General features: G+C 71.3%; 24 protein-coding genes and 3 pseudogenes. 24 read left to right on the forward strand and 3 right to left on the reverse strand.

Going from position 1 to position 26,934, the window contains the following annotated elements; genetic code table 11:
• Window positions 1-201 precede the first annotated feature (201 nt).
• The 7 genes from ID554_RS13270 to ID554_RS13300 all read left to right on the forward strand — a co-directional run bounded on the left by ID554_RS13270 (window position 202) and on the right by ID554_RS13300 (window position 8,605).
• On the forward strand, window positions 202-1,713 hold the full coding sequence (locus tag ID554_RS13270) for a sugar transferase (protein WP_117228344.1): 1,512 nt from the start codon (window positions 202-204) through the stop codon (window positions 1,711-1,713).
• A 39-nt stretch (window positions 1,714-1,752) separates the two neighbouring features.
• Window positions 1,753-2,979 (forward strand): sensor histidine kinase, encoded by a 1,227-nt coding sequence (locus tag ID554_RS13275; protein WP_117228343.1) that lies wholly within the window; start codon window positions 1,753-1,755, stop codon window positions 2,977-2,979.
• Entirely contained in the window at window positions 2,976-3,755 is a 780-nt protein-coding gene (locus ID554_RS13280) for a LytR/AlgR family response regulator transcription factor (protein ID WP_117228298.1), read from the forward strand. Before ID554_RS13275 ends, ID554_RS13280 begins: the two co-directional genes overlap by 4 nt.
• Window positions 3,756-3,999: 244 nt before the next feature.
• A complete protein-coding gene (locus tag ID554_RS13285) occupies window positions 4,000-4,368 on the forward strand; it encodes a hypothetical protein (protein ID WP_117228342.1) in 369 nt (122 codons plus the stop codon).
• Entirely contained in the window at window positions 4,369-6,009 is a 1,641-nt protein-coding gene (locus ID554_RS13290; protein ID WP_117228297.1) for a sodium:solute symporter family transporter, read from the forward strand.
• Between the two features lie 158 nt (window positions 6,010-6,167).
• Window positions 6,168-6,932 carry an ABC transporter ATP-binding protein gene (locus tag ID554_RS13295; protein ID WP_117228296.1) on the forward strand — a complete coding sequence of 255 codons (765 nt, stop codon included), beginning with the start codon at window positions 6,168-6,170 and terminating at the stop codon, window positions 6,930-6,932.
• Window positions 6,917-8,605, forward strand: coding sequence for an ABC transporter permease (locus ID554_RS13300; RefSeq protein ID WP_117228295.1), 1,689 nt, complete (start codon window positions 6,917-6,919; stop codon window positions 8,603-8,605). Before ID554_RS13295 ends, ID554_RS13300 begins: the two co-directional genes overlap by 16 nt.
• Window positions 8,606-9,577: 972 nt before the next feature.
• Here ID554_RS13300 and ID554_RS13305 read toward each other — a convergent pair.
• Together ID554_RS13305 and ID554_RS32760 are read right to left on the reverse strand one after the other, a co-directional pair.
• On the reverse strand, window positions 9,578-9,784 hold the full coding sequence (locus ID554_RS13305; protein WP_117228293.1) for a DUF397 domain-containing protein: 207 nt from the start codon (window positions 9,782-9,784) through the stop codon (window positions 9,578-9,580).
• Window positions 9,781-10,253, reverse strand: a pseudogene (locus ID554_RS32760) (Scr1 family TA system antitoxin-like transcriptional regulator); the annotation flags it as partial. The gene ID554_RS13305 and the pseudogene ID554_RS32760, both read right to left, overlap by 4 nt.
• Window positions 10,254-10,299: 46 nt before the next feature.
• Between ID554_RS32760 and ID554_RS13320 the strand changes: the two are divergent.
• From ID554_RS13320 to ID554_RS13375, 12 genes and pseudogenes are all read left to right on the forward strand, one after another.
• Window positions 10,300-10,944 (forward strand): flavin reductase family protein, encoded by a 645-nt coding sequence (locus ID554_RS13320; protein ID WP_223884665.1) that lies wholly within the window; start codon window positions 10,300-10,302, stop codon window positions 10,942-10,944.
• A 216-nt stretch (window positions 10,945-11,160) separates the two neighbouring features.
• Window positions 11,161-11,533, forward strand: a pseudogene (locus ID554_RS13325) (DUF485 domain-containing protein); the annotation flags it as partial.
• A complete protein-coding gene (locus ID554_RS13330) occupies window positions 11,520-13,187 on the forward strand; it encodes a solute symporter family protein (protein WP_117228339.1) in 1,668 nt (555 codons plus the stop codon). The pseudogene ID554_RS13325 and the gene ID554_RS13330, both read left to right, overlap by 14 nt.
• 116 nt (window positions 13,188-13,303) lie before the next feature.
• Window positions 13,304-14,278, forward strand: a complete 975-nt coding sequence (locus tag ID554_RS13335) for an NAD-dependent epimerase/dehydratase family protein (protein WP_117228291.1) — start codon at window positions 13,304-13,306, stop codon at window positions 14,276-14,278.
• A gap of 68 nt (window positions 14,279-14,346) precedes the next feature.
• Window positions 14,347-15,567 (forward strand): LCP family protein, encoded by a 1,221-nt coding sequence (locus tag ID554_RS13340; protein WP_117228290.1) that lies wholly within the window; start codon window positions 14,347-14,349, stop codon window positions 15,565-15,567.
• Between the two features lie 235 nt (window positions 15,568-15,802).
• Window positions 15,803-16,996, forward strand: coding sequence for an LCP family protein (locus ID554_RS13345; protein ID WP_117228289.1), 1,194 nt, complete (start codon window positions 15,803-15,805; stop codon window positions 16,994-16,996).
• Between the two features lie 76 nt (window positions 16,997-17,072).
• Complete coding sequence (locus ID554_RS13350) at window positions 17,073-18,128, forward strand: LCP family protein (RefSeq protein ID WP_449560073.1); 1,056 nt, start codon at window positions 17,073-17,075, stop codon at window positions 18,126-18,128.
• Between the two features lie 48 nt (window positions 18,129-18,176).
• Window positions 18,177-18,512, forward strand: coding sequence for a rhodanese-like domain-containing protein (locus ID554_RS13355; RefSeq protein ID WP_117228288.1), 336 nt, complete (start codon window positions 18,177-18,179; stop codon window positions 18,510-18,512).
• Between the two features lie 5 nt (window positions 18,513-18,517).
• The gene (locus ID554_RS13360) at window positions 18,518-19,309 is read left to right on the forward strand and encodes a glycerophosphodiester phosphodiesterase (RefSeq protein ID WP_117228287.1); all 792 of its coding nucleotides are present in this window, start codon (window positions 18,518-18,520) and stop codon (window positions 19,307-19,309) included.
• 51 nt (window positions 19,310-19,360) lie between these two features.
• Window positions 19,361-20,818: a PAS domain-containing sensor histidine kinase gene (locus tag ID554_RS13365; RefSeq protein WP_117228286.1), complete on the forward strand. Its 1,458-nt coding sequence runs from the start codon at window positions 19,361-19,363 to the stop codon at window positions 20,816-20,818.
• Between the two features lie 36 nt (window positions 20,819-20,854).
• A complete protein-coding gene (locus ID554_RS13370; RefSeq protein ID WP_117228285.1) occupies window positions 20,855-21,301 on the forward strand; it encodes an ATP-binding protein in 447 nt (148 codons plus the stop codon).
• 60 nt (window positions 21,302-21,361) lie between these two features.
• Window positions 21,362-22,246, forward strand: coding sequence for a DUF5926 family protein (locus ID554_RS13375; RefSeq protein WP_117228284.1), 885 nt, complete (start codon window positions 21,362-21,364; stop codon window positions 22,244-22,246).
• 65 nt (window positions 22,247-22,311) lie between these two features.
• Here the strand turns inward: ID554_RS13375 and ID554_RS13380 are convergent, their stop codons facing one another.
• Window positions 22,312-23,523: an arginine deiminase gene (locus ID554_RS13380; protein WP_117228283.1), complete on the reverse strand. Its 1,212-nt coding sequence runs from the start codon at window positions 23,521-23,523 to the stop codon at window positions 22,312-22,314.
• 163 nt (window positions 23,524-23,686) lie between these two features.
• Between ID554_RS13380 and ID554_RS13385 the strand changes: the two genes are divergently transcribed.
• The 5 genes and pseudogenes from ID554_RS13385 to pheA all read left to right on the forward strand — a co-directional run bounded on the left by ID554_RS13385 (window position 23,687) and on the right by pheA (window position 26,931).
• The gene (locus ID554_RS13385) at window positions 23,687-24,427 is read left to right on the forward strand and encodes a hypothetical protein (RefSeq protein WP_117228337.1); all 741 of its coding nucleotides are present in this window, start codon (window positions 23,687-23,689) and stop codon (window positions 24,425-24,427) included.
• A gap of 165 nt (window positions 24,428-24,592) precedes the next feature.
• Complete coding sequence (locus ID554_RS31640; protein WP_223884580.1) at window positions 24,593-25,051, forward strand: hypothetical protein; 459 nt, start codon at window positions 24,593-24,595, stop codon at window positions 25,049-25,051.
• A gap of 17 nt (window positions 25,052-25,068) precedes the next feature.
• Window positions 25,069-25,209, forward strand: coding sequence for an ACT domain-containing protein (locus ID554_RS31645; protein ID WP_396888519.1), 141 nt, complete (start codon window positions 25,069-25,071; stop codon window positions 25,207-25,209).
• A gap of 29 nt (window positions 25,210-25,238) precedes the next feature.
• Window positions 25,239-25,856 (forward strand): annotated as a pseudogene (locus ID554_RS13395) (hypothetical protein); the annotation flags it as partial.
• Window positions 25,857-25,974: 118 nt separating this feature from the next.
• Entirely contained in the window at window positions 25,975-26,931 is a 957-nt protein-coding gene (gene pheA / locus ID554_RS13400) for a prephenate dehydratase (RefSeq protein ID WP_117228336.1), read from the forward strand.
• Window positions 26,932-26,934 lie beyond the last annotated feature (3 nt).

Genomic DNA, 26,934 nt, shown 5'->3' on the forward strand with positions numbered 1-26,934 from the left:
AGTCGGCCAGATCCCAGGCGAACACGAGTCTGTCGCGCAATGTCCTTCGGTCCGCGACGGGTGCGGATACGCATGGGAAGCTGGAACGGTGGGCGACGCGGGTCCTCACGGCGAGTGAGCGGCACGTGTCATGCGGGAGGACATGGTGAGGTGACGACTAGCCTCCAGCGCCCGGTGACCAACGAAGGCCGGAGCAGATTCGTGCGGCACGTCGACAGCTTCGAGATCCAGCCGCCGACCCCGCCCTCCACCAGCGGCGTACCGCGATCGGCATGGGCGCGGGCACGGCGACGTGTCTCCCGTTGGCACCGCCCGTACACGGCGATCCTGGTGCTGCTGGACTTCGCCGCAGTGGCCTTCTCCAGCTACACCGCGATCCGCACCTTCGACCAGGCGACCGCCGGCTTCCACGAGGCCGACACCGACCCGACCTGGTTCTTCACGGTCGCCTTCCTGCTGTTGCCGCTGGGCTGGCTGGTCATCCTGTGGTTCAACGGCGCCTACGACCGGCGCTGTCTCGGGCTCGGGCCGGACGAGTTCAAGCGGGTGATCCGGGCCGGCGTGGCGGCCTGCGCGGCGGTGTCCTTCGTCGCCTTCGCCACCAAGACCGACCTGTCCCGGTTCACCGTCGGCACCGCCCTGCTGCTGGCCCTGCTGCTGATCATGTTGGGCCGGATCCTGGCCCGCTTCGTGCTACACGTGGTCCGCCGCAACATCCAGCAGGCGGCGCACCGGATGGTGCTGGTCGGCACACTGCCGGAGTGCCTTGAGGTCTACACGGCGGTCACCCGCAATCCGTCCGCCGGGCTGGTCCCGGTCGCCATCCACATCACCGACGGTTACGCGGCGGCCAAGGGCGTGCAGACGCCCGTCCCGGTGTACGCCGGCCGCGACGTGCTGGCGCTGGTCCGCGAGGTGGGCGGTGACACCATCGCGGTCTGCGGCTCGGCCAGCTCCGAGCCGGGCGAGTTGCGCCGGCTGGCCTGGCAGTTGGAGGGCTCCGGGGTCGACCTGGTGGTGGCCCCGCAGTTGACCGACATCGCCGGTCCCCGGGTGCACATCCGCCCGATCGAGGGTCTGCCGCTGCTGCACGTCGAGGAGCCGACCCTGTCCGGGCCGGCGCTGCTGGCCAAGAACATGATGGACCGGGTCGCCGCCGGCCTCGGCCTGCTGATGCTGGTGCCGGTCTTCATCGCCATCGCCATCGCGATCCGGATCTCCGACCCGGGTCCGGTCTTCTTCCGCCAGCCCCGGGTGGGGCACGAGGGGCGCACGTTCCGGGTGTGGAAGTTCCGCACCATGTACGTCGACGCCGAGGACCGGCTGGCCAGCCTGACCGACCAGAACGAGACCGACGGCATGTTGTTCAAGATGAAGCAGGATCCCCGGGTCTTCCCGGTGGGCCGCTTCCTGCGTGCCTCGTCCCTGGACGAGCTGCCCCAGTTGATCAACGTGCTCAAGGGTGAGATGTCGCTGGTCGGGCCGCGCCCGCTGCCCGCCGACGACGGTGACTTCCTGGGCGACGTACGCCGCCGGCTGCTGGTCCGTCCCGGGATGACCGGCCTGTGGCAGGTCTCCGGCCGCTCGGACCTGTCCTGGGACGAGGCCGTCCGGCTGGACCTCTACTACGTCGACAACTGGTCGCTGGCGTACGACCTGAGCATCCTGTGGCGCACCGTGGGTGTGGTGGTGGCCCGCAAGGGCGCGTACTGACTCTTGGCCCGGCGGGCGGAACCGGTCAGGATCGTCGGCGTGGGTGGCAACCTCTCCGCCGTCGTCGGCGTCATCTCCCTGGTCGCGGTGCTGGCCGGGGCCCTGTACGCCGTCGGTCTGCTGCGCGGCCGGCGCGGCATCGCCACACCCGGCCAGCGGGCCACCTACGAGGTGCTGCACACCGCCGGGCTGGCCGCCGAACCGCTGCGCGCCGGACTGAATCCGGCCGGTGCCGCGAAGGCCGCCCGCCACCTGCGCACCCTGGTCGGGGCGGAGGGGCTGGCGTTGACCGACACCGACGACCTGCTCGCCCTGGACGGGCGGGGCGCACACCACGGGGACCAGCTACGCGCGGCGGCCCAGCGGGTGGTGGCGTCGGAGCGGTCGACGGTGCTCGGCGAGGCGGAGCTGTTCTGCGACCGCGTCGACTGCCCGGTCCGAGGCGCGGTGGTGGCCCCGCTGGCCGGCGCGGAGGGCCGGATAGCCGGTGCCCTGGTCGCCGTCACCGACGGTGTCCCCGCCCCCGGTCTGGTGCAGGCCACCCTGGAGACCGCGCACTGGGCGGGCAGCCAACTCGCCCTCGCCGAGTTGGACTCGTCCCGGGAACGGCTGGCCCGGGCCGAGGTACGGGCGCTGCGGGCGCAGATCAGCCCGCACTTCATCTACAACGCGCTGACCGCGATCGGCTCGTTCGTCCGCACCGACCCGGAGCGGGCCCGGGAGTTGATCCTGGAGTTCGCGGAGTTCACCCGGTACTCCTTCCGGGCGCACGGGGAGTTCACCACGTTGGCCGAGGAGCTGCGGTCGATCGACCGTTACCTGACCATCGAGCGGGCCAGGTTCGGCGACCGGCTCCAGGTCCGGCTCCAGATCGCCCCCGAGGTGCTGCCGGTGACCCTGCCGTTCCTGTGCCTGCAACCACTGGTGGAGAACGCGGTCCGGCACGGCTTGTCGCGCAAGCCCGGCACGGGCATGGTGAGCATCGAGGCCCGCGACGCGGGAGCCGAGTGCCACATCACGGTGGAGGACGACGGAGTGGGGATGGATCCGGCCACGTTGACCGCCGGGATCGCCGAGCTGGCCGGTGCCACCGGCGACCCGGGCGACGACCCGGGCCAGCACGTCGGCCTGTCGAACGTCGACGAGCGACTCCGGTCGGTCTTCGGGGACGGCTTCGGCCTGGTCGTGGAGACGGACCTGGGCTCGGGTACGAAGGTGAGCATGCGGGTGCCCAAGTTCCATCCCGGCGTACGGGCGGGCTCGTGACCGGCAACGGCGGCCCGGCCGCTCCCGGTTTCCTGCGCGTCCTCGCGGTGGACGACGAACCGCCCGCGCTGGACGAGCTGGCGTACCACCTGCGCACCGATCCCCGGGTGGCCCGGCTGCACACGGCCGGCGACGCCACCGAGGCGCTGCGGGTGCTCCGCGACGGCGAGATCGACGTGGTCTTCCTGGACATCCGGATGCCCGGTCTGGACGGCATGGAGCTGGCTCGGGTGCTGCGCCGGTTCGCCCGGCCACCCGCGATCGTCTTCGTCACCGCGTACGACGACGGTGCGGCTGACGCCTTCGACCTCGGTGCCACCGACTACGTCCGGAAGCCGGTCCGGTCCGAACGGCTCTCCGAGGCGCTGCGCCGGGTGGTCGGCTCGCGGGTGGTGCCGTCCCATCCGGCCGCGCTGGCCCGGGCCGAGGAGGATCCGACCATCCCGGTCGAGTTGGCCGGTAGCACCCGGATGCTGCCCCGCTCGGCGGTGCGGTGGGTGGAGGCGCAGGGCGACTACGCCCGGTTGCACACCGTGGACGGCGCCCACCTGGTCCGGGTGTCGCTGGCGACGCTCGCCGAACGTTGGGCCGATGCCGGTTTCGTCCGGATCCACCGGTCGTACCTGGTGCAGCTCCGGCTGATCGCCGAGCTGCGGCTGGTCAACTCCGGGTACGTGGTGGTGGTCGACGGGACGGAGCTGTCGGTGAGCCGGCGGCACATCCGGGAACTCAAGGACAAGCTGGTCCGCGCCGCGAAACAGGAGTGGAGCCGCTGACGGTGTGACCGCCGTCCACCGGGTTATCCACAGGCTGCACCAGTTGTCCACAGGTTGTGCACAGCCCTCTTGACATTCCCGTCCGGCGGACGAGACTGCCGTGGTGGCCGCTGCCGACGATCCCGTCCCGGCGCCCGAGGCGGCGGCACGGCCCGGGGCGCAGCCCCGCCACGCCGACTTCGGTCGGGTGCCGCCGCAGGGCGGGCCCCCGACACCGCCGCAGGGCGGGCACTCCGCACCTGAGGTGCCGCCGCGTACCCGGGTGGTGCTGGCCGAGGTGTCGCGGCGGCAGCGCCCGTCCGCCGGTACGCACACCGAACTCACCCAGCAGACCCGGGTCGGTGAGGCCCTGGTCCGTGGACTGGTACGCGCCCAGTTGGCGCTGGCGTTGCAACTGTCGGCGGTGGTGCTGGTCGGGCTGGGCGGTCTGCCGTTGCTGTTCGCCATCGCGCCGTCGGTCGGGCGGCTGACCGTGCTCGGCGTCAACCTGCCGTGGCTGCTGCTCGGCGTGCTCTCCTTCCCGTTCCTGGTCGCGGTCGGCTGGACGTACGTGCGGCTGGCCGAGCGCAACGAGCAGGACTTCACCGACCTGGTCCGGCGGCCGGAGCGCTGAATGGGCAACGACCTCGTCGTACCCGCGATCGTGGCGGTCACCCTGGTCACCCTCGGGATCGGGTTCTACGGGTTGCGGCTGGCCCGCACCACCTCGGACTTCCTGGTCGCCTCGCGGGTGGTCAGCCCGACCTGGAACGCCGCCGCGATCGGCGGGGAGTACCTGTCGGCGGCCAGCTTCCTCGGCGTCGCCGGGCTGGTCCTCAAGTACGGCGTCGACGTGCTCTGGTACCCGGTCGGCTTCGCCGCCGGCTACCTGGCCCTGCTGCTGTTCGTGGCCGCACCGCTGCGCCGCTCCGGGGCGTTCACCCTGCCCGACTTCTGCGAGCTGCGGCTCGGCTCCCGCCGGTTGCGGACACTGGCCACCATCTTCGTGATCTTCATCGGCTGGCTCTACCTGGTGCCGCAGTTGCAGGGCGCCGGGCTGACGCTGGCCACGCTGGCCGGCTCGCCGTACCCGGTGGGTGCCCTGGTGGTGGCCGCGGTGGTGACCGCCAACGTGGCGCTCGGCGGGATGCGCGCGGTCACCTTCGTGCAGGCGTTCCAGTACTGGCTCAAGCTGACCGCGCTCGCCGTACCCGCGATCTTCCTCGCCCTCCAGTGGCAGGCCGACGGGCGTCCGCCGGTGACCCCGCCCGACGGGCCGACGTTCCGGACCGCGACCACCGTCGTGGTCGAGCACCGCGCGGTGCTCACGCTGCCCGACGGCGAGACCCGGGAGGTACGCCCCGGCGACGAGTTGACCTTCACTGCCGGTGAGCCGGTGCCGGAGGTCTCCGGGGTGGCGACCGGGTCCGCCGAATGGCTGCTGCCCAGCACCGCCGCCGACGACGACCGGGGGTTGTTCGCCACGTACTCGCTGATCCTGGCGACCTTCCTGGGCACCATGGGGCTGCCGCACGTCCTCGTGCGCTTCTACACCAACCCGGACGGTGCGGCCGCCCGCCGGACCACGCTCGTGGTGCTGGCGCTGGTCGGGATCTTCTACCTGTTACCCACGATCTACGGCGTGCTCGGCCGGATCTACACCCCGCAACTGCTGGTCAGCGGGCAGACCGACGCGGTGGTGGTGCTGCTGCCCGAGGCGGCGCTCGGCGCCGGGACCACCGGACGGCTGCTGGCCGCCCTGGTCGCCGCCGGTGCCTTCGCGGCCTTCCTGTCCACCTCGTCCGGCCTGCTCACCAGCGTCGCCGGGGTGATCTCCACCGACGTGCTCGGGCGTGGCTCGGTACGCGGCTTCCGGCTGGCCACGGTGATCGCCGGTGGGGTGCCGGCGGTGCTCGCGTTGAACGTCTCCGGGCTGGACGTCTCGCAGGTGGTCGGGCTGGCGTTCGCCGTCGCCGCGTCCAGCTTCTGCCCGCTGCTGGTGCTCGGCATCTGGTGGCGCGGGCTCACCGACGCGGGTGCGGCCGCCGGCATCCTGGTCGGCGGCGGCGCGGCGGTGTCGGCGGTGCTGGTCACCGTGCTCGGCCCGCCGCTGTCCGGCTGGCCCGCCACCCTCACCGCCCAGCCTGCCGCCTGGACGGTGCCGCTGGCCTTCACCGTGATGATCGCGGTCTCGCTCGCCACCCGCCGCCGCGCCCCGACCGACATCGCCCGCACCATGCTGCGCCTGCACGCCCCGGACGCCCTCCGGCGGTAAGGAAGGGCCCCCTACTAACGCCTGCGGTATAGGAAGGGTCCCCTGCTAACGTCCGTCGGCTTGCAGGGGCGGCTGGCGCGACGTCCGACTCGCGGATGAGCCGTGAATCGTCCTCCGGTCGGGCGGTGTGCTGGTCAGGACCGGATACGGTCGGGCTCATGACTGGTGAGCACCCGGCGCTGGCGCTGCGCGGCCTGGCGAAGAGGTTCGACAGCAAGATCGCGGTAGGCGGCGTGGATCTGGACGTGCCGACCGGTTCGTTCTACGGCCTGCTCGGCCCGAACGGCGCGGGCAAGACCACCACACTGTCGATGGCGGTCGGGCTGCTGCGACCCGACGCGGGCGGCGCCCAGGTGCTCGGGCACGACGTGTGGGCCGATCCGGTCACCGCGAAACGGCTGCTCGGCGTGATGCCGGACGGCGTACGCCTCTTCGACCGGCTCAGCGGGGCGGAGCTGCTGGCGTACCACGGCCTGCTGCGCGGCATGGACCCGGCGGTGGTCGACCAGCGGGCCGGGGAACTGCTCGACGTGCTCGCTCTGGCCGACGCCGGTCGCACCCTGGTGGTGGACTACTCGGCCGGTATGAAGAAGAAGATCGGGCTGGCCTGCGCGCTGCTGCACGGGCCCCGGCTGCTGGTGCTGGACGAGCCGTTCGAGGCGGTCGATCCGGTCTCGGCCGCGTTGATCCGCGACATCCTCCAGCGGTACGTGACCGGCGGCGGCACGGTGGTCTTCTCCAGTCACGTGATGGAGGTCGTGCAGCGGCTCTGCACCCACGTGGCGATCCTCGCCGAGGGCGCCATCAAGCGGGTCGGCACGCTGGAGCAGGTACGCGGCGAGCGCTCGTTGGAGGAGGTCTTCGTCGAGGTGGTCGGCGGGCGTACCGCCACCGGTGAGGAGCTGGCGTGGCTGTCTCAGTGACCGCCCCGGCGAAGCCCGTACGGGCCGTCTCGGCCCGCCACTTCGTCCGGCTCAAGCTGCGGGTGATGGCCAACAACTTCCGTGGCCAGGGCTGGCGGGTGGCGCTGTTCCTGATCGGGTCGCTGTTCGGGCTCTGGATCTCGGTGGGTGCCTTCTTCGGCCTGGCCGCCCCCGGGCTGGTCGGCGACGACCGGTACGCGCTGCTGATCGCCGCGCTCGCCGGCATCCTCACCGTGCTCGGCTGGCTGCTGCTGCCACTGGTCTTCTTCGGCGTCGACGAGACGCTCGACCCGGCCCGTTTCGCGTTGCTCCCGCTGCGCCGCCGCACCCTGGTCAAGGGGCTGTTCGCGGCGGCGCTGGTGAGCGTACCGGCGATCGCCGCCCTGGTCGCGTTCTCCGGCCTGGTCGTCACCGCCGGTGTCTTCGGCGGCTGGTCCGCCGCCGTGGTGGCCGCCATCGGGGTCGTCCTTGGGCTGCTCGTCTGCGTCGCCGGCGCGCGGGCGGTGACCAGCGCCTTCGCCACCATGCTCCGCTCCCGGCGGGTCCGTGACCTGGCCGCCGTCCTGCTGGCGGTGCTGGCCGCGATGCTGGGGCCGTTGCAGATCGCGGGTGTGGCCGCGCTCGGCGAGGTCGACTGGGACCGGTTCCTCCCGGTGGCGACCGTGCTCGGCTGGACCCCGCTGGGCGCACCCTTCACGGCCGGCATCGACCTGGCCCAGGGACGGGTCTGGGCCGCCCCGCTGAAGCTGGTGATCGCCGTGCTCACCGTCCTCGCCCTGCTGGCGTGGTGGTCACGGTCGCTGGAGTCGGCGATGGTGGGCGCGGCCAGCACCGGACCGGCCCGCGTTCAGGCAGGACCGACCGGCGGCGTGGTCGCCCAGTTGTTTCTTCGCGCGGCCGGCTGGCTGCGCCGGGACCAGTTCGGCGCGTTGGTCGCCCGGGAGGCCCGTTACTGGTGGCGGGACGCGCGGCGGCGGGCCAACCTGATCACCATCGCGGTGGTCGGCCTCTTCGTGCCGGTCATGGTCAACTTCGGCGCGCAGGGCTTCTCGTACGACGGCGAGCAGGGCTTCTCCGTCGGCGACTCGTCACCGGTGCTGGTCAGCGTCTCGATGCTCTTCGTAGGGCTCCTCGCCGCGGTCACCCTGGCCAACCAGTTCGGCTTCGACGGCAGCGCGTTCGCCGCGAACGTGGTGGCCGGTGTACCCGGCCGGCAGGAACTGCTCGCCCGGATGACCGCCTTCTCGCTCTACGTGCTGCCGATGCTGGCCGTGGTCGCGGTGGTGATCGCACTGGTCCTCGGCGAACCGGCGTGGATCGGGTTCATGGCGGGCGCGCTGGTCGCCACGTACGGCGTCGGGCTGGCCGTCAACTCGTTCATCTCGGTGCTCGGCGCGTACTCGCTGCCGGAGACGAGCAACCCGTTCGCCATGAACAGCGGCGCCGGCGTGGTCAAGAGCCTGCTGACGCTGCTGTCGATGGTCGTCACCGCCGCACTCGGCGTACCGATGGTGGTGGCCGCCGCGCTGCTCGGCGACACGTGGCTCTGGCTGGGCCTGCCACTCGGCGCGGTGTACGGCGTGGGTGCGGCGCTGCTCGGCGCGTACCTGGCCGGTGACACCCTGGACCGCCGCCAGCCCGAACTGCTGGCCACGGTCACCCCGCGCCGCTGAACGACGGTGGGACGTGGCCCCGGGGTCGTACTCCACCCCCACCCGATAGCGCGGCCAGGCAAGATCGAGGCGAGCGACGAAACGGCCTTGGTCCGACACGACCCACTGGGTACGAGGCGGGGGCAGCCCGGCCAGCACCAGCCGCACCCGGGTCCGGGACTCCTGGGGCGACTCGGCGCCAGCGTCCGCGAGGTCGACCGCCCGGAGCATCGCCCGCCAGCCACGGCGACCCGCCCTCGCGAGCGCGTACCCGCGTAGCGCGGAGACGTCGGTGAGTCTGCGTGCCAACAACGCGTCGATGACCACCACCGCCTCCACCAGGTCGAGCCAGAGTGCCAGGTCCCAGCAGGTACGCACGGGGGACGTGACAGCCGTGCCCGCGCGATCGAGGACGTCCCCCGGGTCGATGGGCCCGCGATGGATGTGCACCAGCTCGTCGAGGGCGACCTGGGCGCACCCGCGGTGTGCCGTAGCGGATCGACCGGCGATCGCCCCGGCTGGCGGGATCAGCCACCGGCCGGCAGCAGTGCACCTGGTCCGGTGAGTGACGGGCACCTTGGCGTCCGCGTACACATCTCGGAAGAGCGGACGCCAGGCGGAACTGCGGAGATCGTTGCGGGTGAGCAGGCCACTTGTGGTCGCGTGAGACCCGCGGAAGATGCGCCCCCGCAACTGCGGAGGCCGACGAGGCGATCTGGACATGCCATCGACGATTGCAGTCACCATGCCCCGCGTGCTGCCCCTGTGGATAACGCGGCCACCCGTGCCGCCACCTGTCGGCAGCCCCACCCGATCACGAACGGCCCGCATGACCACGGACCGCCCGCACGATCGCACTCGATCCGGGATCGAGTGGCTCACGAGCAACGACGAGACCACTCGATCCTGGATCGAGCGCGATCTTCCGAGGGGGTCGCACGTCGCGCGCGACTGGCGCTCCGGGGGGTGTCGCACGTCCCGGCAGGGGGTCGGTCAGCAGGCAGCGGGGGCCGATGCCTCTCGGGCCAGGTCGAGGAAGGATCGCCAGGCGGTCGGTGCGAAGGTGAGCGACGGGCCGGAGCGATCCTTGCTGTCCCGCACCAGCACCACCCCGGGCAGGTTGTCCGCCACCTCGACACAGTTGCCGCCGGAATCGGTCGAGCGAGTCGACGTGCGCCAGCGAGGTCCAGCAGCGTTCATGGCGTGACCTTCAGCTTTCGGATCAGGTCCAGCGAAGTACTCGTGGACAGCGCTTCGCCGAGCAGGCTATCCCACTTCCGGTCCATCAAGCGGACCGTGTCGGGGTCGTTGATCACGTGTCCGCGAGCAGCATTCTCCAGGTAGATCGCCTGCTCGCGGTCGGGAAGTTCGACCAGCACGAATCCGCCACTGGCGGCTATAGCCCACCGGCCGAGATGACGGCTCGGGCGTACTCCTCGGTCTGGAGCAGGCCCGGCACCAGACAGGGCTCGAAGGCGCGCAGCCTGGTCGCCTCCTGTTCGTAGCCGCGCCACGCCGCGAACCAGGAGGGACCGCGTTCCCGGTCGGCCTCCTTGAGGAGTTCGGCGAGTAGGCCACCGGTTTGCAGCGCCTCGTCGGAGGCTACGGCGAATTCCATCGTCGGTCGGCGGCGGCCGGTCTCGATGGCGGCGATCAGCGAGGTGCTCCACTACCGCGAGGATCGAATCGCGCTCCTGGTGTATCTCGGACTGCTGATGACGGAAGCCCACGCCCAGCTCAGTCAGCTCAACGGGCAGCTGCACCACACCGACCTGCACGACCGGTTCCTGACCTGGGCACGGGCCCGTGAACCGGCCGGGCGGGTCACAATGTTTCACGTGAATCATCAGCCGGGTGCCCAGATCCACCACACCGATCCGTTCGCCGTACCGACCAGCGACCGTTCGCCCGTACGCCGCTTCCGGGGTCGGCTGGCCGCGCCGGTGACGCTCTGGACGGCGTCCGGGCCGGCCGGGCTGACCGTGTCCTCCACGCTCGTGGCCGAGGGTGAGCCGGACCGACTGCTCGGCCTGATCGACGCCGAGTCCGACCTGTGGGCGGCGGTCGAGGAGGCCGGTCGGTTCGCGGTCGCGCCGCTCGGCCCACCGCATCGGCAGCTCGCCGACCGGTTCGCCGGCCTCTTCCCGTCGCCGGGCGGCCTGTTCGCCACCGGCGACTGGACCGACACGCCCTACGGCCCGGTGCCCGCCGACGCCGGCGGGTGGGCGGGGTGCCGGCTCGACAGCGCGAGGGAGTACGGCTGGAGCCTGCTCGTCGAGGCGACGGTCGAGCAGGTGGAACTCGGCGACGACATCGCGCCGCTGCTGCACCACCGGGGTCGCTACCGCGAACTGGGCTGACCGGCCCACCGCCGGGTGCCGCCTGGCTGCCCCTCGGCGGACGAACCTGGACGGATCACACCTACCGCTCAACGGAGTGAGCTGGGTCACTCGGCGCAGCGATGCCGCCGTTCGGCGCAGCCGTCGACCGGCACCGATATGAGCCTTCTCCGGCGGGGAGTGCGCTCCTTACCGTGCGCGAAACTCCTGACGCCTGTGAAGGTGGTGATCCACAAGATGTCCACGGACACACCCGCGACCGCGCCGACCGATTCGACGCCCGAGCGGTACCTCGCGGTCCAACGGTCGGACGAATTCGCCGGGCTGCGCCGCACGCTGCGCGGATTCGTCTTCCCGATGACCATCGCATTCTTCCTATGGTACTCGCTCTACGTGATCCTCTCCGCGTACGCGCGAGACTTCATGGGCACGCGACTGTTCGGCAGCAACATCAACGTGGCGCTGGTCTTCGGCCTGCTCCAGTTCGTCTCGACCTTCCTCATCGCCTGGCTCTACAGCCGGTACGCCGACCGGAAGATCGACCCGGTGGCCGACAAGATCCGTGACGAGTTGACCGGAGGCGAGTCGTGACCACGATGGTCCTCGCGGTCGAGGCGGGCAACACCACAGCCCGGAACCTGACCATCGTGCTCTTCCTGGCCTTCGTGGCCGCCACCCTGGGCATCACGATCTGGGCCAGCCGGCAGACCAAGACCGCCACCGACTTCTACGCGGGTGGCCGGTCGTTCTCCGGCTTCCAGAACGGCATGGCGATCGGCGGCGACTACATGTCCGCCGCGTCCTTCCTGGGCATCGCCGGCATCATCGCCCTCTACGGCTACGACGGCTTCCTCTATTCGATCGGCTTCCTGGTGGCCTGGCTGGTGGCGCTGCTGCTGGTCGCGGAGCTGCTGCGGAACTCCGGCCGGTACACGATGGCCGACGTGCTGGCCTTCCGGATGCGGCAGCGTCCGGTGCGTACCGCGGCGGCGGTCTCCACCATCACCGTGTCGATCTTCTATCTGCTGGCCCAGATGGTCGGCGCGGGCGCTCTGGTGGCGCTGCTGCTCGGCATCCGCCCCGGCACCACCTTCCTGGGCATGGACGCCAGCACCGCCAAGGTGGCGACCATCATCCTGGTCGGCACCCTCATGATCATCTACGTCACCGTGGGCGGTATGAAGGGCACCACCTACGTACAGATCGTCAAGGCGTTCCTGCTGATGAGCGGCGCGCTGCTGATGACGCTGCTGGTGCTGGCAAAGTACAAGTTCAACCTGTCGTCGCTGCTCGGCGACGCGGCGGCGAGTTCCGGCCACGGCAGCGCGTTCCTGGAACCCGGTCTGCGGTACGGCGTCGAGGTCGCCGGCAACGCGACACAGACCTTCTACAACAAGGTCGACCTGCTCTCCCTCGGTATCGCCCTGGTGCTCGGCACCGCCGGCCTGCCGCACATCCTGATCCGCTTCTACACCGTGCCGACGGCGAAGGCGGCCCGCAAGAGCGTGCTCTGGGCGATCGGCATCATCGGCTCGTTCTACCTGCTCACCCTGGCCCTCGGCTTCGGTGCGGCGGCGTTGGTCGGTGGTGATGCCATCCGGGAGCAGGACGCGGCCGGCAACACCGCCGCACCACAGCTCGCCGAGGCGCTCGGGATCGAGTTCTTCGGCGACGAACTCGGCGGCGCGGCGATGCTGGCGATCATCGCGGCGGTCGCCTTCGCCACCATCCTCGCGGTGGTCGCCGGGTTGACCCTGGCCTCGTCGTCCAGCCTGGCACACGACTTCTACGCCAACGTCATCAAGCGGGGCAACACGTCGGAGCGGCAGGAGGTGAACGTCGCCCGGATCTCCGCACTGGTGATCGGCGCCGTCGCCATCGCCCTGTCGATCTTCGCGCAGAACCTGAACGTGGCGTTCCTGGTGGCACTGGCCTTCGCGGTCGCCGCCTCCGGCAACCTGCCGGCGATCCTCTACAGCCTGTTCTGGAAGCGGTTCAACACCTCGGGCGCGGTGTGGGCGATCTACGGCGGTCTGCTGGCGGCCGTACTGCTGGTGTTCTTCTCGCCGGTGGTCTCCGGAGCCCCGACGGCGATGTTCCCGGACCACGACTGGCAGTGGTTCCCGCTGTCCAACCCGGGCATCCTGTCGATCCCGTTCGGCTTCCTCTGCGGCTGGATCGGCACCCTCGTCTCCAAGGAGAGCGACGAGGACAAGTACGCCGAACTGGAGGTGCGTTCGCTGACCGGCGCCGGCGCGCACTGACGACCCACCGGCGGGCACTGAGCGTCGAACGGCGCGTAGTGCCCGCGGAGTGTTAGCAGGGGTCCCCTGTACTACGCGAGGCGTTAGCAGGGGTCCCCTCCTTTACTCTGGTCGGCGTGAAGGTTGAGCAGCGTTTTAGTCCCGGTCACCGCATCCTGGTCACCGGCGGTGCCGGTTTCGTCCCGTCGCACCTGGTGGATTCCCTGATCGGTCGCGGTTGCACGGTGGTCGCACTGGACAACTTCGTCACCGGGTCGAAGGAGAACGTCGCGCATCTGCTCGACAAACTGTCCTTCACGCTGGTGGAGGCGGACATCTCCGACGGGCTGCCGGATCATCCCGCGCTGGCCGACCGGTTCGACGCGATCCTGCACATGGCGTCCCCGGCGAGTCCGACGGACTTCGAGAAGCTGCCGGTGGAGATCCTGCGGGTGGGCTCGGTGGCCACCCTGCACCTGCTGGAGCGTGCCGCCGCCGACGGCGCCCGGTTCCTGCTGGCCTCGACCTCCGAGGCGTACGGCGACCCGAAGGAGCACCCGCAGCGGGAGACGTACTGGGGCAACGTCAACCCCATCGGCATCCGCAGCGTGTACGACGAGGCCAAGCGCTTCTCCGAGGCCGCGACGATGGCGTACCGGCGCAGTCGGGGCGTGGACACCGCGATCGTGCGCATTTTTAACACGTACGGTCCGAGGATGAGGCCGGACGACGGGCGGGCCATCCCGACCTTCGTCTCCCAGGCGCTGCGCGGCGAGCCGATCACCGTGCACGGCACCGGTAACCAGACCCGCTCGATCTGCTACGTGGCGGATCTCGTCCGGGGCATCCTGCTGCTGCTCGACTCGACCGAGAGCGGGCCGGTCAACTGCGGCACCGAGCACGAGATGAGCATGCGGCAACTGGCCGAGACGATCGTGTCACTCTGCGGGAGCAGATCCGAGGTGACCTATGTCACGCGCAGTGCGGACGACCCGGAGATGCGGCGTCCCGATCTGACCCTCGCCCGTGAGGTGCTCGGGTACGAGCCCTCCGTCGCGCCCGAGGTGGGCCTGCGACGCACGATCGAGTACTTCCGCGAGCGGATCAGGTAGGACCGGCCCCGGCCCCCGCCGGGTTTCACGACGGGCGACAGTGGCGGGGCCTGCGTACCCTGAGTTACATGTCAGCCACCAACTCCGCCGCACTGCCGGCCCTCCACCTGCACCGCAGCGCCGGGCGCGCGGCGGTTCCGGCCGGTTCGGGCCGGGGCGGACGCGCTGCCCGAGCGTACGAGACGAGCCGGTTCCCGGCGTACGACGAGGCTCCCGGTGGCCCGGGCGGTCCGCGCGGTCCCGTGGGGCCGGGCGGGCCCGGCGGCCCTCCGCCGCCCCGTGGCCGCCGCCCGCGGTGGGGCCGGATCGCTCTGCTGACCGGCGTCGTGGTGCTGGTGCTGGCGCTGCTCGGCGGCGTCGGCGCCTGGTTCTACGCCCGCAGCCTGGACAACAACATGGCCCGTACCGACCCGTTCTCGGAGATCACCGGCGGTCGGCCGGCGAAGGCGGTGGACGGCGTGCTCAACATCCTGATGGTGGGCACCGACTCACGGGACCCGGACGCGCCGATGGACCAGGCCGGTGAGTGGCGTGCCGACACGATCATCGTCATGCACATCCCCGCCGACCACCAGCAGGCGTACCTCGTCTCCATTCCCCGGGATCTGTACGTGCCCATCCCGGAGAGCGCCGGTGCCTCCTGTGACTCCGGCCAGCGTCGCAAGATCAATGCGGCGTTCGCCTTCGGCGGCCTGCCGCTGGCCGTACGCACCGTCGAGTGCTTCACCGACGTGCACATCGACCACGTGATGGCGATCGACTTCGCGGGCTTCAAGCAGGTCACCGACGCCCTCGGCGGCGTCGAGCTGGAGGTCGAGCGGACCATCACCTCGATCCACAAGCCCTACCGCAAGTTCACCAAGGGCACCAACCAGATGAACGGCGCCGAGGCGCTTGACTGGATCCGGCAGCGGAAGCAGTTCCCGGACGGCGACTTCGCCCGGATGCGTCACCAGCAGGAGTTCCTGCGGGCGCTGATGGACAAGGCGGCGAGCAGTGGCACGCTGACCAACCCGAAGAAGCTCAACGCGTTCCTCCGGTCGGTCACCGACGCGGCCACCGTAGACCAGGACTTCTCGCTGACCGACATGGCGGTGCAGTTCCGCAACCTGCGGGGCGAGAACCTGACCTTCGTCACCAGCCCGCACCTGGGCAGCCAGACCATCAACGGTGAGTCGGTGGTCGTCTCCGACCGGGAGAACGCCCTGGCCATGTACCGCGCGATGTCCGGCGACACCATGGCGGACTGGTTCAAGGCGAATAAGGAGTCGCGAGCCGGTAACGGCTGATCACGCCACAGGCCAGAAGTCGGGCTCTTCGCTCACCGTGCGTGACCGGGAGGCCCGACTTCTGCTGCGAGAAACCTGAGAGCCAATAGTCGATCGTTCATTTACTTCTACCCGTTTGTCCATTTCCGCAGGATGACGTGACGGCGAACGGTAACTGAGCGTCAGACGAACTCGCCACGGCGGGATTGCGTCCGTAAAGTGTTCCCGCCCCCCACATTCACGAACTGGAGCACGCATGCCGGTTCAGAGCCCCTCCTTGCTCGATCCGCCTGGCGCATCGAACCCCTCGTCCTCCTCGGCCGGCAAGAAGAAGTCCGGTAAGAGCGGCAAGAAGGGGCGCACCCGGCGGAAGGACCCCCTCTGGGCCAAGGCCACCCTGGTCTTCGGTGCCGCGCTGATGATGACCAGCGGTCTCGCGATCGTCGGCAGCAAGGCCGTGATCGGTCAGGCCACCGGCAGCATCTCGCAGCGCAACCTGCTCGGCGAGGCGGGCAAGACGGTGGACGAGGGCGGCAACAACCTGGAGGGCCCGATCGACATGCTGCTGCTGGGCGTGGACGCCCGGGAGCGGTGGGCCGCCGACGACGTACGCGCGGACAGCATCATCGTGCTGCATATCCCGGCCACCCATGACCAGGCGTACCTGATCTCGATCCCCCGGGACACCGAGGCCCGCATCCCGGCCTTCCCCGAGACCGACTTCCCGGGTGGCACCGACAAGATCAACGCGGCGTTCCAGGCCGGCGCGCGCAACGGCGGCGGCTGGGAGGGCGGCGCCCAGTTGATGGCCCAGACCATCAAGGGCATGACCGGCGTCGGCTTCGACGGCGCGGCGATCATCAACTTCGGTGGTTTCAAGAACGTGATCGACGCCCTCGGCTCGGTGCGTATCTGCCCGAAGCAGGAGGTCAAGTCGACCCACATGTCGTACGTCGACGGCAAGCCGATGTGGAACGCGGACGCCAAGAAGACCGGCAAACAGCGGACCCCGGTGGTGCACAAGAAGGGCTGCCAGGAGATGGAGGGCTGGGCCGCGCTGGACTTCTCCCGGCAGCGGTACGGCCTGGCCAACAGCGACTACGACCGCCAGCAGAACCAGCAGCAACTGATCAAGGCGATGGCGAAGAAGGCCAGCCAGAGCGGCACGTTGACCAACCCGCTCAAGCTCAAGGAGCTGATCGAGGCGGCCGGCAAGGCGTTCATCCTGGACACCGGCGGCGTGTCGGTGGAGGACTTCGTCTTCACCATGCGCGGGGTCACCGGCAATGAGTTGATCATGCTGAAGACCAACGGCGGCACGTTCAACGGCACGGACAGCGGCCGGGAGGCGCTCAGCGAGCAGACCCTGGACATGTTCCACGCGATCAAGCAGGACAAGCTGGCCGAGTTCGTGTTCTACAACCCCGAGGTAATCTCCAACCGGAAGTGACCGGCGCGAATGCCCGGAAACCGCCGTCAGGCCGCACTCACCGTCCGTAGCCTGAGATGAAGAAGATTCATGTCAGGTGGACGGGGAGGACGTCACGGCCAGGACGGCACGCGACGGCGGACGGCGGGCATCGGGCGACGGCGCCGGGCAGCCGCGCTGGGCGCGCGTACTGCTGGGGATCGGGCTGGCGGTGTTGCTGCTGGCCACGGTCGCTGTGGTCGGCCTCCGGATCCTCGCTGACCGGTACGACCGCACGATGACGCGAGCCGAACTGCTCGACCCGACCGCCCGCGCCGACCGCACCGACCGGGACGGCCCGCTCAACTACCTGCTCGTCGGCTCCGACCGCCGCCCCGACGACACCGGGCCGGAGCAGCGCACCGACACCATCCTGATGGTGCACGTACCGGCCGGACTACGCGAGGGCTACCTGGTCTCCGTACCGCGCGACCTGCTGGTCGACATCCCACCTTCGGCTGGCTACCCGGGCGGGAAGGACAAGGTCAACGCCGCCTACGAGCACGGCGGCGGCGGTGAGGCCGGCGCGCGGCTGCTCTCGGCCACCCTGGCCCGACTCACCGGCATCCGATTCGACGGCGCCGCCCTGGTCGACTTCGCCGGTCTGCGCAGCGTCATCGACCTGCTCGGCGGGGTCACCATGTGCGTACGGACCGAGGTGCGCTCGATCCACACCGACCGGGTCTTCCCGCCCGGCTGTCAGCGGATGGACGGCGCCCAGGCGCTGGACTACGTCCGCCAGCGCTACGACCTGCCCGGCGGCGACTACGACCGACAGACCCACCAACAGCAACTGCTGGGGGCGATGCTCCAGCGGGCGGGGGAGACCCGGCTCCGCGAGAACCCGGTCCAGTTGCACCGGCTCATCCAGGCCGTCGGCGGCTCGCTGACCGTGGACACCAACGGCGTACCCGTGGAGGACCTGCTGCTGGCGCTGCGCGGCCTCTCCACCGACGCGCTGCGCGGCGTGCAGGTGCCCTCCTACCCGCAGACCATCGACCAGGTCTCCTACGTCGTGCTCGACAACGGCGGGGAGGGACTGTTCGAGGCGGTCCGGGGCACCCGGATGTCGCAGTGGGCGGGCGCCCATCCGCACTGGGTCACCCGGCTCTGACCCGCCGGTCGACGCAACCACCCCGACGGCCCTCTAGGCTTGGTAGCCGTGTTCGGATCCCACGTACCCACCATGACGGTGACCGAGATCGACGACGAGACCCACCTGCTCGACGTCCGGGAGGACGACGAGTGGGAGGCGGGTCACGCGCCCGACGCCCACCACCTGCCGATGATGGAACTACCGGCGCGCCTCGCCGAGGTGCCCACCGACCGGGACGTCGCGGTCATCTGCCGCTCCGGTGGACGGTCCGCCCAGGTGGTCGCCTACCTCATGCACAACGGCTGGGAACAGGTGCGCAACGTCGAGGGCGGGATGGGCGACTGGGCGGCGGCCGGGCGGCCGGTGGTCGACTCGGACGACCAACCGGGCCGCGTGCTGTAACGGCCGTGGACAGCCCGCTCGTCTTCGCGCACCGTGGCGCGTCGTACGACCTGCCGGAACACACCCTCGCCGCCTACCTGCGCGCGCTCGACGAGGGCGCCGACGGGCTGGAGTGCGATGTCCGGCTGACCCGGGACGGGCACCTCGTCTGCGTGCACGACCGCCGGCTGAACCGCACCAGCAACGGTCGCGGCCTGGTCAGCGCCCGTACCCTCGCCGAGCTGGAGGAACTGGACTTCGGCTCCTGGCACCCGGGCTGCGTACCGGCTGACGGGGACGAGGTACTGGACGACTCGCGTACCCGGCTGCTCACCCTCGAACGGCTGCTGGAGGCGGTCCTCGCCGCCGGGCGGCCGGTGCGGCTGCTGGTGGAGACCAAGCACCCGTCCCGCTACGGCGGCGACGTGGAGCGTCGACTGGTCACCCTGCTGCGCCGGTACGGCCTGGCCGATCCACGCCCCGCCGACCCGGTACGCGTGACCGTGATGTCCTTCTCCCCGCTGGCCGTACGCCGGATGCGGGCGCTGGCCCCGGCGCTGCCGACCGTACTGCTGCTGGAGGTGCTGCCCCGCTGGCTGCGCCTGGGTCGGCTGCCCTTCGGTGTCGGCATCGCCGGCCCCGGGATCGGCCTGGTCCGGGCGCGCCCGGCGCTGGTGCCGTCGCTGCGGGCCGCCGGCAACCAGGTCTACGTCTGGACCGTCAACGATCCGGCGGACCTGGATCTCGTGCTGGCCGCCGAGGTGGACGGCGTGATCACCGACCGCCCGGCGCAGACGCTGGCCCAGTTGAGGGGCTAACCCACCGGCAGGGGTGCCGGAGAACGCGAAGGTGGGTGCACACTCGGGGACATGACGGACCGTACCGATTACTCGGCTCTCATCGCCGGGCACACCGTCGTCATCGAGATGGTCAACTCGAGGGACGCGGGCCTTCCGGTACTGACCCAGCTCCTGCGGGTGGCGCAACCGGCACTCGGCGCCGCCGGTATGGCCTTCGTCGAGTTCGCCCCCAGCGGCGGGCGGGTGATCGCCGCCACCGGCGCCGCCGAGTGGACCATCGGACGTCCCCTGCCCCCCAGCGACCCGATCACCGCCTGCCTGCTCGCCGGCCCCCGGGTGCAGTGCGTACGAACCGACCGGCTCGGCAGCCAGCTCGCCGACGAACTGGACGATCGCGGCCTGCGCCGGATGGTCGTCTCCCGGGCGGAGATCGGCGGGCACGCCGTCGGCAGCCTCCAGGCCCTGTACCGGGCCGGTGACGACGAGCCCGGCCCGGAGCAGCGGAGCGTGGTCGGCTTCCTGGGTGCCTGCATCGCGCACATGTACGGCGACCAGAGCGGCCTGCCCGTACACGGCGACGGCCCGGTGGTGGCAGCGCTCGCCGACGGGCTGGCGGTCGTCGACCGGGACGCCCACGTACGGCTCTGGAATCCGGCCGCCGCCGAGGTCACCGGCAGGTCCGCAGCCGAGGCGATCAACCAACCGCTGCCCTTTCCGGTCCCCCCGTCCGGGCAGGTCCTCGACCACCGCCTGCCGGACGGGCGCTGGCTGCGGATCACCTCCGGCGAGCTGCCCGGGCCGGGCAGCCTGCGGGTGGTCACCTTCCGGGACATCACCGACCAGCAGCGGCACGACCACGAGCGGGACCTCTTCGTCGCGGTGACCAGTCACGAACTACGCACCCCGGTGACCGTCATCAAGGGGTACGCCGACACCCTGAACAACCACTGGGACTCGCTGAGCGACGCCGACCGGCGCCAGGCCGCGCAGGTCATCGGCCAGCGCGCCAACGAGCTGGCCCGGCTGCTCGACCGGCTGCTCTCCTCCGCCGCCGAGACCTGGCCGGACGACGGGCCGGCGGTGCCGTTCGACCTCGGCGAGACGCTGCGTGGGGCGGTCGCCAACCTGCCCGGGGAACTGCGCCGCCGGACCACCCTCCAGTTCCCGGACGACCTGCCCCGGGCGATCGGGCGCCGGCAGAGCCTGGTCACCGTGCTGACCGAGCTGGTCACCAACGCCGGCAAGTACTCCCCTCCAGGCTCGCCGGTCGAGGTAAGCGCGGCCTCGGACGGGCCGACCGTCCGCATCCGGGTCAGCGACCGGGGCATCGGCGTACGCCCTGAGCACGTCGAACGGGCCTTTGACCGGTTCTGGCAGGGGGATTCCGGTGACAATCGTCGCTATCCGGGCACCGGACTCGGTCTCTATCTCGTCCGCCGGATCGTTGAACAGCAGAATGGATGGGTATTCCTCCGGCCGAGAACTGGTGGAGGTACGGTCGCAGAGGTGCGGCTGCCCCGTAGGTGATCGTGGGGGTCACCAGGGGCGGAAGAGGGGCGGGACGTGTCGACGGGAGCGGTCGAACGGGCGTGGTGTGTGGTCGTGCCGCACCACGCCAGCGGTGCGCGCGCCGCCCGGCACCGGCTCGCCGCCGAACTGGCCGAGGTGGTGTCCCCGGCGGTGCTGGCGGATCTCGTCGCGGTCCTGGCCGAACTGGTCGGCAACGCCGTCCGGCACGCGGACCCGCTGCCCGGCGGGGTGGTCCGGGTGGCCTGGCGGCTGGTGACGACCGTCGACGGGGAGCACGTCCGGCTGCGGGTCACCGACGGCGGCGCGGTCGGCATCCCCCTGATCCGCCCGGCGGACATCGACGCGGCCGACGGCCGGGGTCTGCACATCGTCTCCGGCCTGGCGAGCCGCTGGGGGGTCGAACGGGACGGTCTGGGGCAGAGTGTCTGGGCCGAGTTCGATCCGGCTCCCGAACGGACGGACCTGGTCGTCGCCAGCTGAGCCTCTCGCAGGGCGGGTCCGGCACCCGGCGTCATGTCCGGGCCTCTAGGCTGTGTCGCCGTGAGCAAGCGTCGAAAGAACCAGCGGGCCGCCACGCCGACCGCGAAGCGGGAGAAGGTGCGGGACGTCTTCGTCACCCGGCCCTTCGAAGGGCTGACCGACGAGCCGGAGTGGATCGCGCTGCGGGAACTGGTCCCCGCCGCCTCCGCACCGCTGCGGCTCACCCCCGATCTGGTCGAGGAGTACGGCGACCGGCCGGTGACGCTGGCCACCGTGCTGCCGATGGCCGCCCCCGCGATGAGTCGCGCCGACGGGCAGGTGTTCGTCGGGCTCCAGCGGCACCAGCAGTCCGGTGACGTGTCCCGGGACCTGGCCGAATCGCTGCTCTGCGCGCTGCGTACCGAGCCGGGTGCCCCGGTCCAGGTGCCGCCGCTGCCCGGCCCCGGGCCCCGACTCCAGGACATCCTGGTCGACGGCCCGTTGACCGTCACGCTGCACGAGGGCTTCGAGTTCTGGCTGGTGCCCGAGGCCGTCGGCGACCCGACCGTGCAGGCATCCCTGGAGCGGGCCAACGCGGCGGTCTACCCGACCGTACGGCTGGCGGCGGCGCGGTCCGCGTACTGGTGCCAGGTTCCGGAGAAGGCCCACGTGCGCTGGGTGCTGCCCGAGGCCGAGGAAGCCGCGTTGGACGCGTTGGCCCGGCTCGGTGCGGCCGGCTCGCTGACTCTCGGCGAGGGGACGAAGTTCGCCGGCATGTTCCGTGCCCACGGCCGGCTGGTGCCGGTCTGGGACCTGCCCGAGGACACTCCGGCCGCCGAGTGGGAGACCCCGGTCGCCGATTTCGCCAAGCGGTACGCCGAGACGCTGTCGGCCGGCGAGCCGCTCGACGCCGCCGCTCGCCGGGCCCGTCAGGGGCTGCTGGGCCGCCAGCTCACCCTGCGCTGACCGTGCCCTCTGGATGTTAGGAAGGGCCCCCTGCTCTACCGGAGACGTTAGAAGGGGGCCCTTCCTTACCCGCGCAGCGGGGCGCGCACCAGCGGGCACGACATGCACCGCGGTCCGCCCCGCCCCGATCCCAGCTCGGAGCCGGCGATCGGGACGAGTTCGATCCCGGCCCGTTCGAGCTGGGCGTTGGTCTCGACGTTGCGTTCGTAGCCGACGCAGAGCCGGGGCGCGAGCGCCAGCGTGTTGTTGCCGTCGTCCCACTGCTCCCGCTCGGCGGTCACCGGGTCGAGCCCGGTGTCGATCACCCGGAGCTGGTCGAGATCCATCGCGTCGGCGGCGGCCCGCAGGAACGGCGCCGGGCCGTCCACCCGTGGGTCGTCGCCGTCCGTCCCGGCGATCACCGTGTACGCCGACAGCGTGTGCGCGACGTTGGGGTACATCAGCACCGCGTCGACGTCGACCATGGTGCAGACGGTGTCCAGGTGCATGGTCGCCCGTTCCTGGGCGATCGGCACGACCAGGATGGTGTGCGCCAGCCCGGCCGCGAAGACCCGGCGGGCCAGCCGCTCGGCACCGGCCGGGGTGGTCCGCTCGCCCACCCCGACGGCGAGCACACCGGGCGCGAGCAGCAGCACGTCGCCGCCTTCGAGGTGTTCCAGGTCGGGCCGGTAGACGAACTCGGTGCCGGCGAAGCGGGGGTGGTGCCGGTAGATCGCGTCGGTCAGCGTGGTCTCCCGCCGTCGGGCCGGCATCGCCAGGCTGGTCACGCCGACCCGTGTCCCGATCCACAGTGACGAGTCGCGGGTGAACAGCAGGTTCGGCAGTGGTGCGATGACGAAGTCGTGCCGGTCCATCAGGGTGTAGACCAGGCCGCCGCGCCGGTCGCCACCGAGCCTCAGCTCCTCGTGGGCGAGTCCGGCGACGAGGACGCCGGCGAGCGCGGCGGGATCGAGGTAGGTCAGGTGCGCGGCGACCCGGGCGCGCAGAGTGTCGCCGAGCCGGGGCGAGGCGAGGACCTGTTCGGTGAGTTCCGCGCGGGCGTCCGCGACGGCCAGGGTGTCGGTGAGCAGATCAGTGAGATAGAGCACCTCGACACCGCGCTCGCGCAGCGCGCCGGCGAAGGCGTCGTGCTCCTCCTGAGCACGACTCACCCAGGGGATGGCGTCGAACAGCAGGGAGTCGTTGTTGCGCGGGGTCAGACGGGCGAGTTCCGGCCCCGGCCGGTGCAGCAGCACGGTGCCGAGCCGACCGACCTCACTGTCCACGTAGTGGGTCACTCCCGAAGCCTAGGGCAGGGTTTGGCGGCATCCGGTAAAACGACTGTGGGTGAATATGGCATTCATCCGTAGTCATTCCGGCGTTCCGGCTTGCCGACTACCGGGACCCGCAACGTAGGGTAGTGAGAACGTAACTTCGAGGGACCTTTTGCCGGAGGTCGCGATGACTGTCTTCTCCGCTCGTCGAGCCGTACCGTCCGCCCGGGCGCTGCCGCAAGCGGCGGTGCCCCACCCTCGGGTCGAGGCGCCGGGGGTGGTCGGGGCCCCGCGTCCGTCGCCCTTGGAGTGGGCCCGCCGACGCCGGGCCGAGCGGGGCGCTCGTCGGCTGGAGGCGGCCGGCGCCCGCGCGCTCGGCCAACTCGACCATCTCGGTCCGGCGTGGCATGTGATCGACTGGCCCCGCACGGACGCCACCGAAGCCCTGCTCGACGAGAGCGACGACAACCGGGCCGGTTTCCTCGCCATCGGTCCGAGCGGACTCTTCGCCGTCACCATCGCCGACCACGGGCGGGCCCGCGTCCTGGTCGCCGGTGACGTGGTGCAGATCAACGGCAAGCGACCGCCGTACGTGGCCGAGGCCCGCCGCGACGCCCGGCGCGCCAGCAAGGCGCTGACCTCGGCGGTCGGTCACCCCATCCCGGTGACGCCAGTGCTCACCTTCGTGGGTTCCGGCGTCATCAGCGTCTACGGCCTGCCCAAGGACTGCCTCATGGCCACCCACCGGGAGCTCGACCGGCTGCTCGTCGCCGCCGGCAACCGGATCAGCCCGGCCACCGCCGAGAAGCTTTCCCGGGTGGCCCAGCACCCCGGGACGTGGATGAGTGGCGGCTATCCGCCAGCAGCCGACTACCGGTGGTACGAGGACGGCCGAATGGCCGCTGACAAGCCGGCCACCCGGCGGTAACGTCTGCGACGACGCCACGCGGCCGGGCCCGGCACTCCACACCCGCCGGCCGCGCCGTCGCAGACCGGCAGCGCTCAGCACCGATGGCGTGGATACCAACGCGGTCAGCGGTGGCCGAGACGACCGGCTAGCGTGGACGTTCCGTCGGTGTGCATAGGAGGCGCGGTGGCCCACGTCGAACTCTCGCTCTCGGAAGTGTTCGCGCCCGACCCGGGGACACCGACAGAGCTGGGGTACGACAACTTCGGCCGATGGTCGGCCACTGTGTCCAGTGCAGACGAACCCTGCCTGCTGATCGACGCCGGGACCCGGGTGGTGGCCGTCTCCGCCGCCGGTTGCGACCTGCTCGGCCTCGGCACGCCCGAGGGTGTCATCGGGCTGCCGCTGCTCGACGGCGGCCTACGGCTGCTCGACTTCACCGCGTACCGGGGCGAGCTGGCCGAGCCGGACATCGACAAGATCCCGCCACTTCTGGCGCTCGCCTCCGGCCGGATGGCCCGTGGCCTGTTACGGATCATGGCGACCACGGAGGGCGTGTCCGACGCGACCGTCGACGCCATCTCCACGCCGGTGCTCACGGACGGGGCAGTCGCCGGCTCCCTCACCTTCTTCTCCGAGCTCTGACCGGCACCCTGACCGCCGTGGTCGCCCCGCTGGACGAGGCCCGGGTGAGTCTCGTCGCCTACTCCACGTACGACACGGACTACGTGCTCGTGCCCGCCGTACGCCTCGCCGAGGCGACCGCCGCATTGGTGCGCGCCAGGCATCGCGTACTCGATTGACCTTCTCCTCGGCGGCGGATACTCCTACCATGGGCTCGGCCGCCCGCCACTCCCGACGCTCGCCCCCATCGAGGATCATCCCCTTGCCACCCACCCCGATCCGTCGTGCCGACCCCGGCAGCAGGCCAGTCCGACGCACGCGCCGGTGCCGGACCCGGCTGCCCGCAGTCGTGGGGCTGGCCGTACTCCTCCTGGCCGGTTGCGGCGAACCGCCGGACCCGCGCGACGGCTCGGCCCTGCCGACGCTGCCGCCCACGGCGGCGCCGACCGGGTCGGCCACCCCGACACCACCACCCTTCGGCGAGCCGCCCAGCGCCGTCCCGACCGGCGCGCCGACCGACGCCGGTCTGGTCGCGGTCGCCTGCACCGGCCAGCCGTCCCGGCAACGGATCGTCGACCTGGTCCGGGGCCGCGACGGGCTGCTCCCCCGCAACGCGCGGGTGCAGGTCGCCAGTGGGCCGGTCTGCGCCGCCGGCTGGCATTTCACCAGCATCGACGTCACCGGATACGAGCCGCTCCAGGTGGTCACCCGGGACCAGGCCGGCACCCTGCGGCTGGTCACCGCCGGCACCGACGTCTGCTCGGTCGAGGTACGCGTGGCCAGCCCGGTCGGGATCAGGACGCTGGCCTGCGGTGACGAGGGATCGGTGCCGGCGCCGGTACCACCCGTGCCTTCCCCGCCGCCGGTGGCCACGCCGACGCCGTCCGGGCAGTCGCTGACGCCATCGGCGTCCACGTCGTCGCCGGGTGCGTAGGCTGTTCGCCATGCCGGGAACGCCGCCGACCCGTTTCGTCTACCTCGGGCCCGAGGGCACCTTCGCCGAGCAGGCGTTGCGTACAGTGCCCGCTGCGGAGCGGGGCAGCCGTACGCCGGCCCGCAGCGTCGGCGAGGCCCTGGAGGCCGTACGCACCGGGGAGGCCGACGCGGCGCTCGTGCCGTTGGAGAACTCCATCGGCGGCGCGGTCGGGGTCACGCTGGACGAACTGGCCGAGGGCGAGCCACTGGTGATCACCCGCGAGGTGATCCTGCCGGTGCAGTTCGTGCTCGGCGCGCGGACGGGCACCCTGCTGCCGACGATCCGCAGCGTGGCCGCCCACCCGCAGGCGTCGACCCAGTGCCGGGGTTGGCTGCGGGCACACCTGCCCGACGCGGTCGTGGTCGACGTGCTTTCCAACGGCGCGGCAGCGGCCGGCGCCGCCACCGGTGAGTACGACGCGGCGATCTGCGCGCCGATCGGCGCGACCCGGCACCGGCTCGCCGTGCTGGCCGACAAGATCGCCGACCATCCGGACGCGGTCACCCGGTTCGCGCTGCTCTCCCGCCCCGGCCCGCCTCCGCCGCCCACCGGCGACGACGTGACCTCGCTGGCGGTGTACATCGCCCACGACCGGGTGGGTGCGCTGTTGTCGGTGCTGATGGAGTTGGCGGTGCGCGGCGTGAACCTGACCCGGATCGAATCCCGGCCGACCGGTGAGGCGCTGGGCCGGTACGTCTTCTTCCTCGACTGCACGGGCCACGTCGCCGACAACCGGCTCGGTGAGGCCCTTCAGGGGCTGCGGCGGGTCTGTGCCGACGTCCGCTTCCTCGGTTCGTACCCCCGGCACCGGTGGGACGGCACGGCCCGCGAACGTCCGGTGCCGGCCCCGGCCGGTCTCTCCGACGCCGACTACACCGACGCCGCCGCCTGGCTCGCCCGGCTACGCGCGGGCGAGCTGGGCTGACCG

This window comes from Micromonospora craniellae (assembly GCF_014764405.1).
Classification (GTDB): domain Bacteria; phylum Actinomycetota; class Actinomycetes; order Mycobacteriales; family Micromonosporaceae; genus Micromonospora; species Micromonospora craniellae.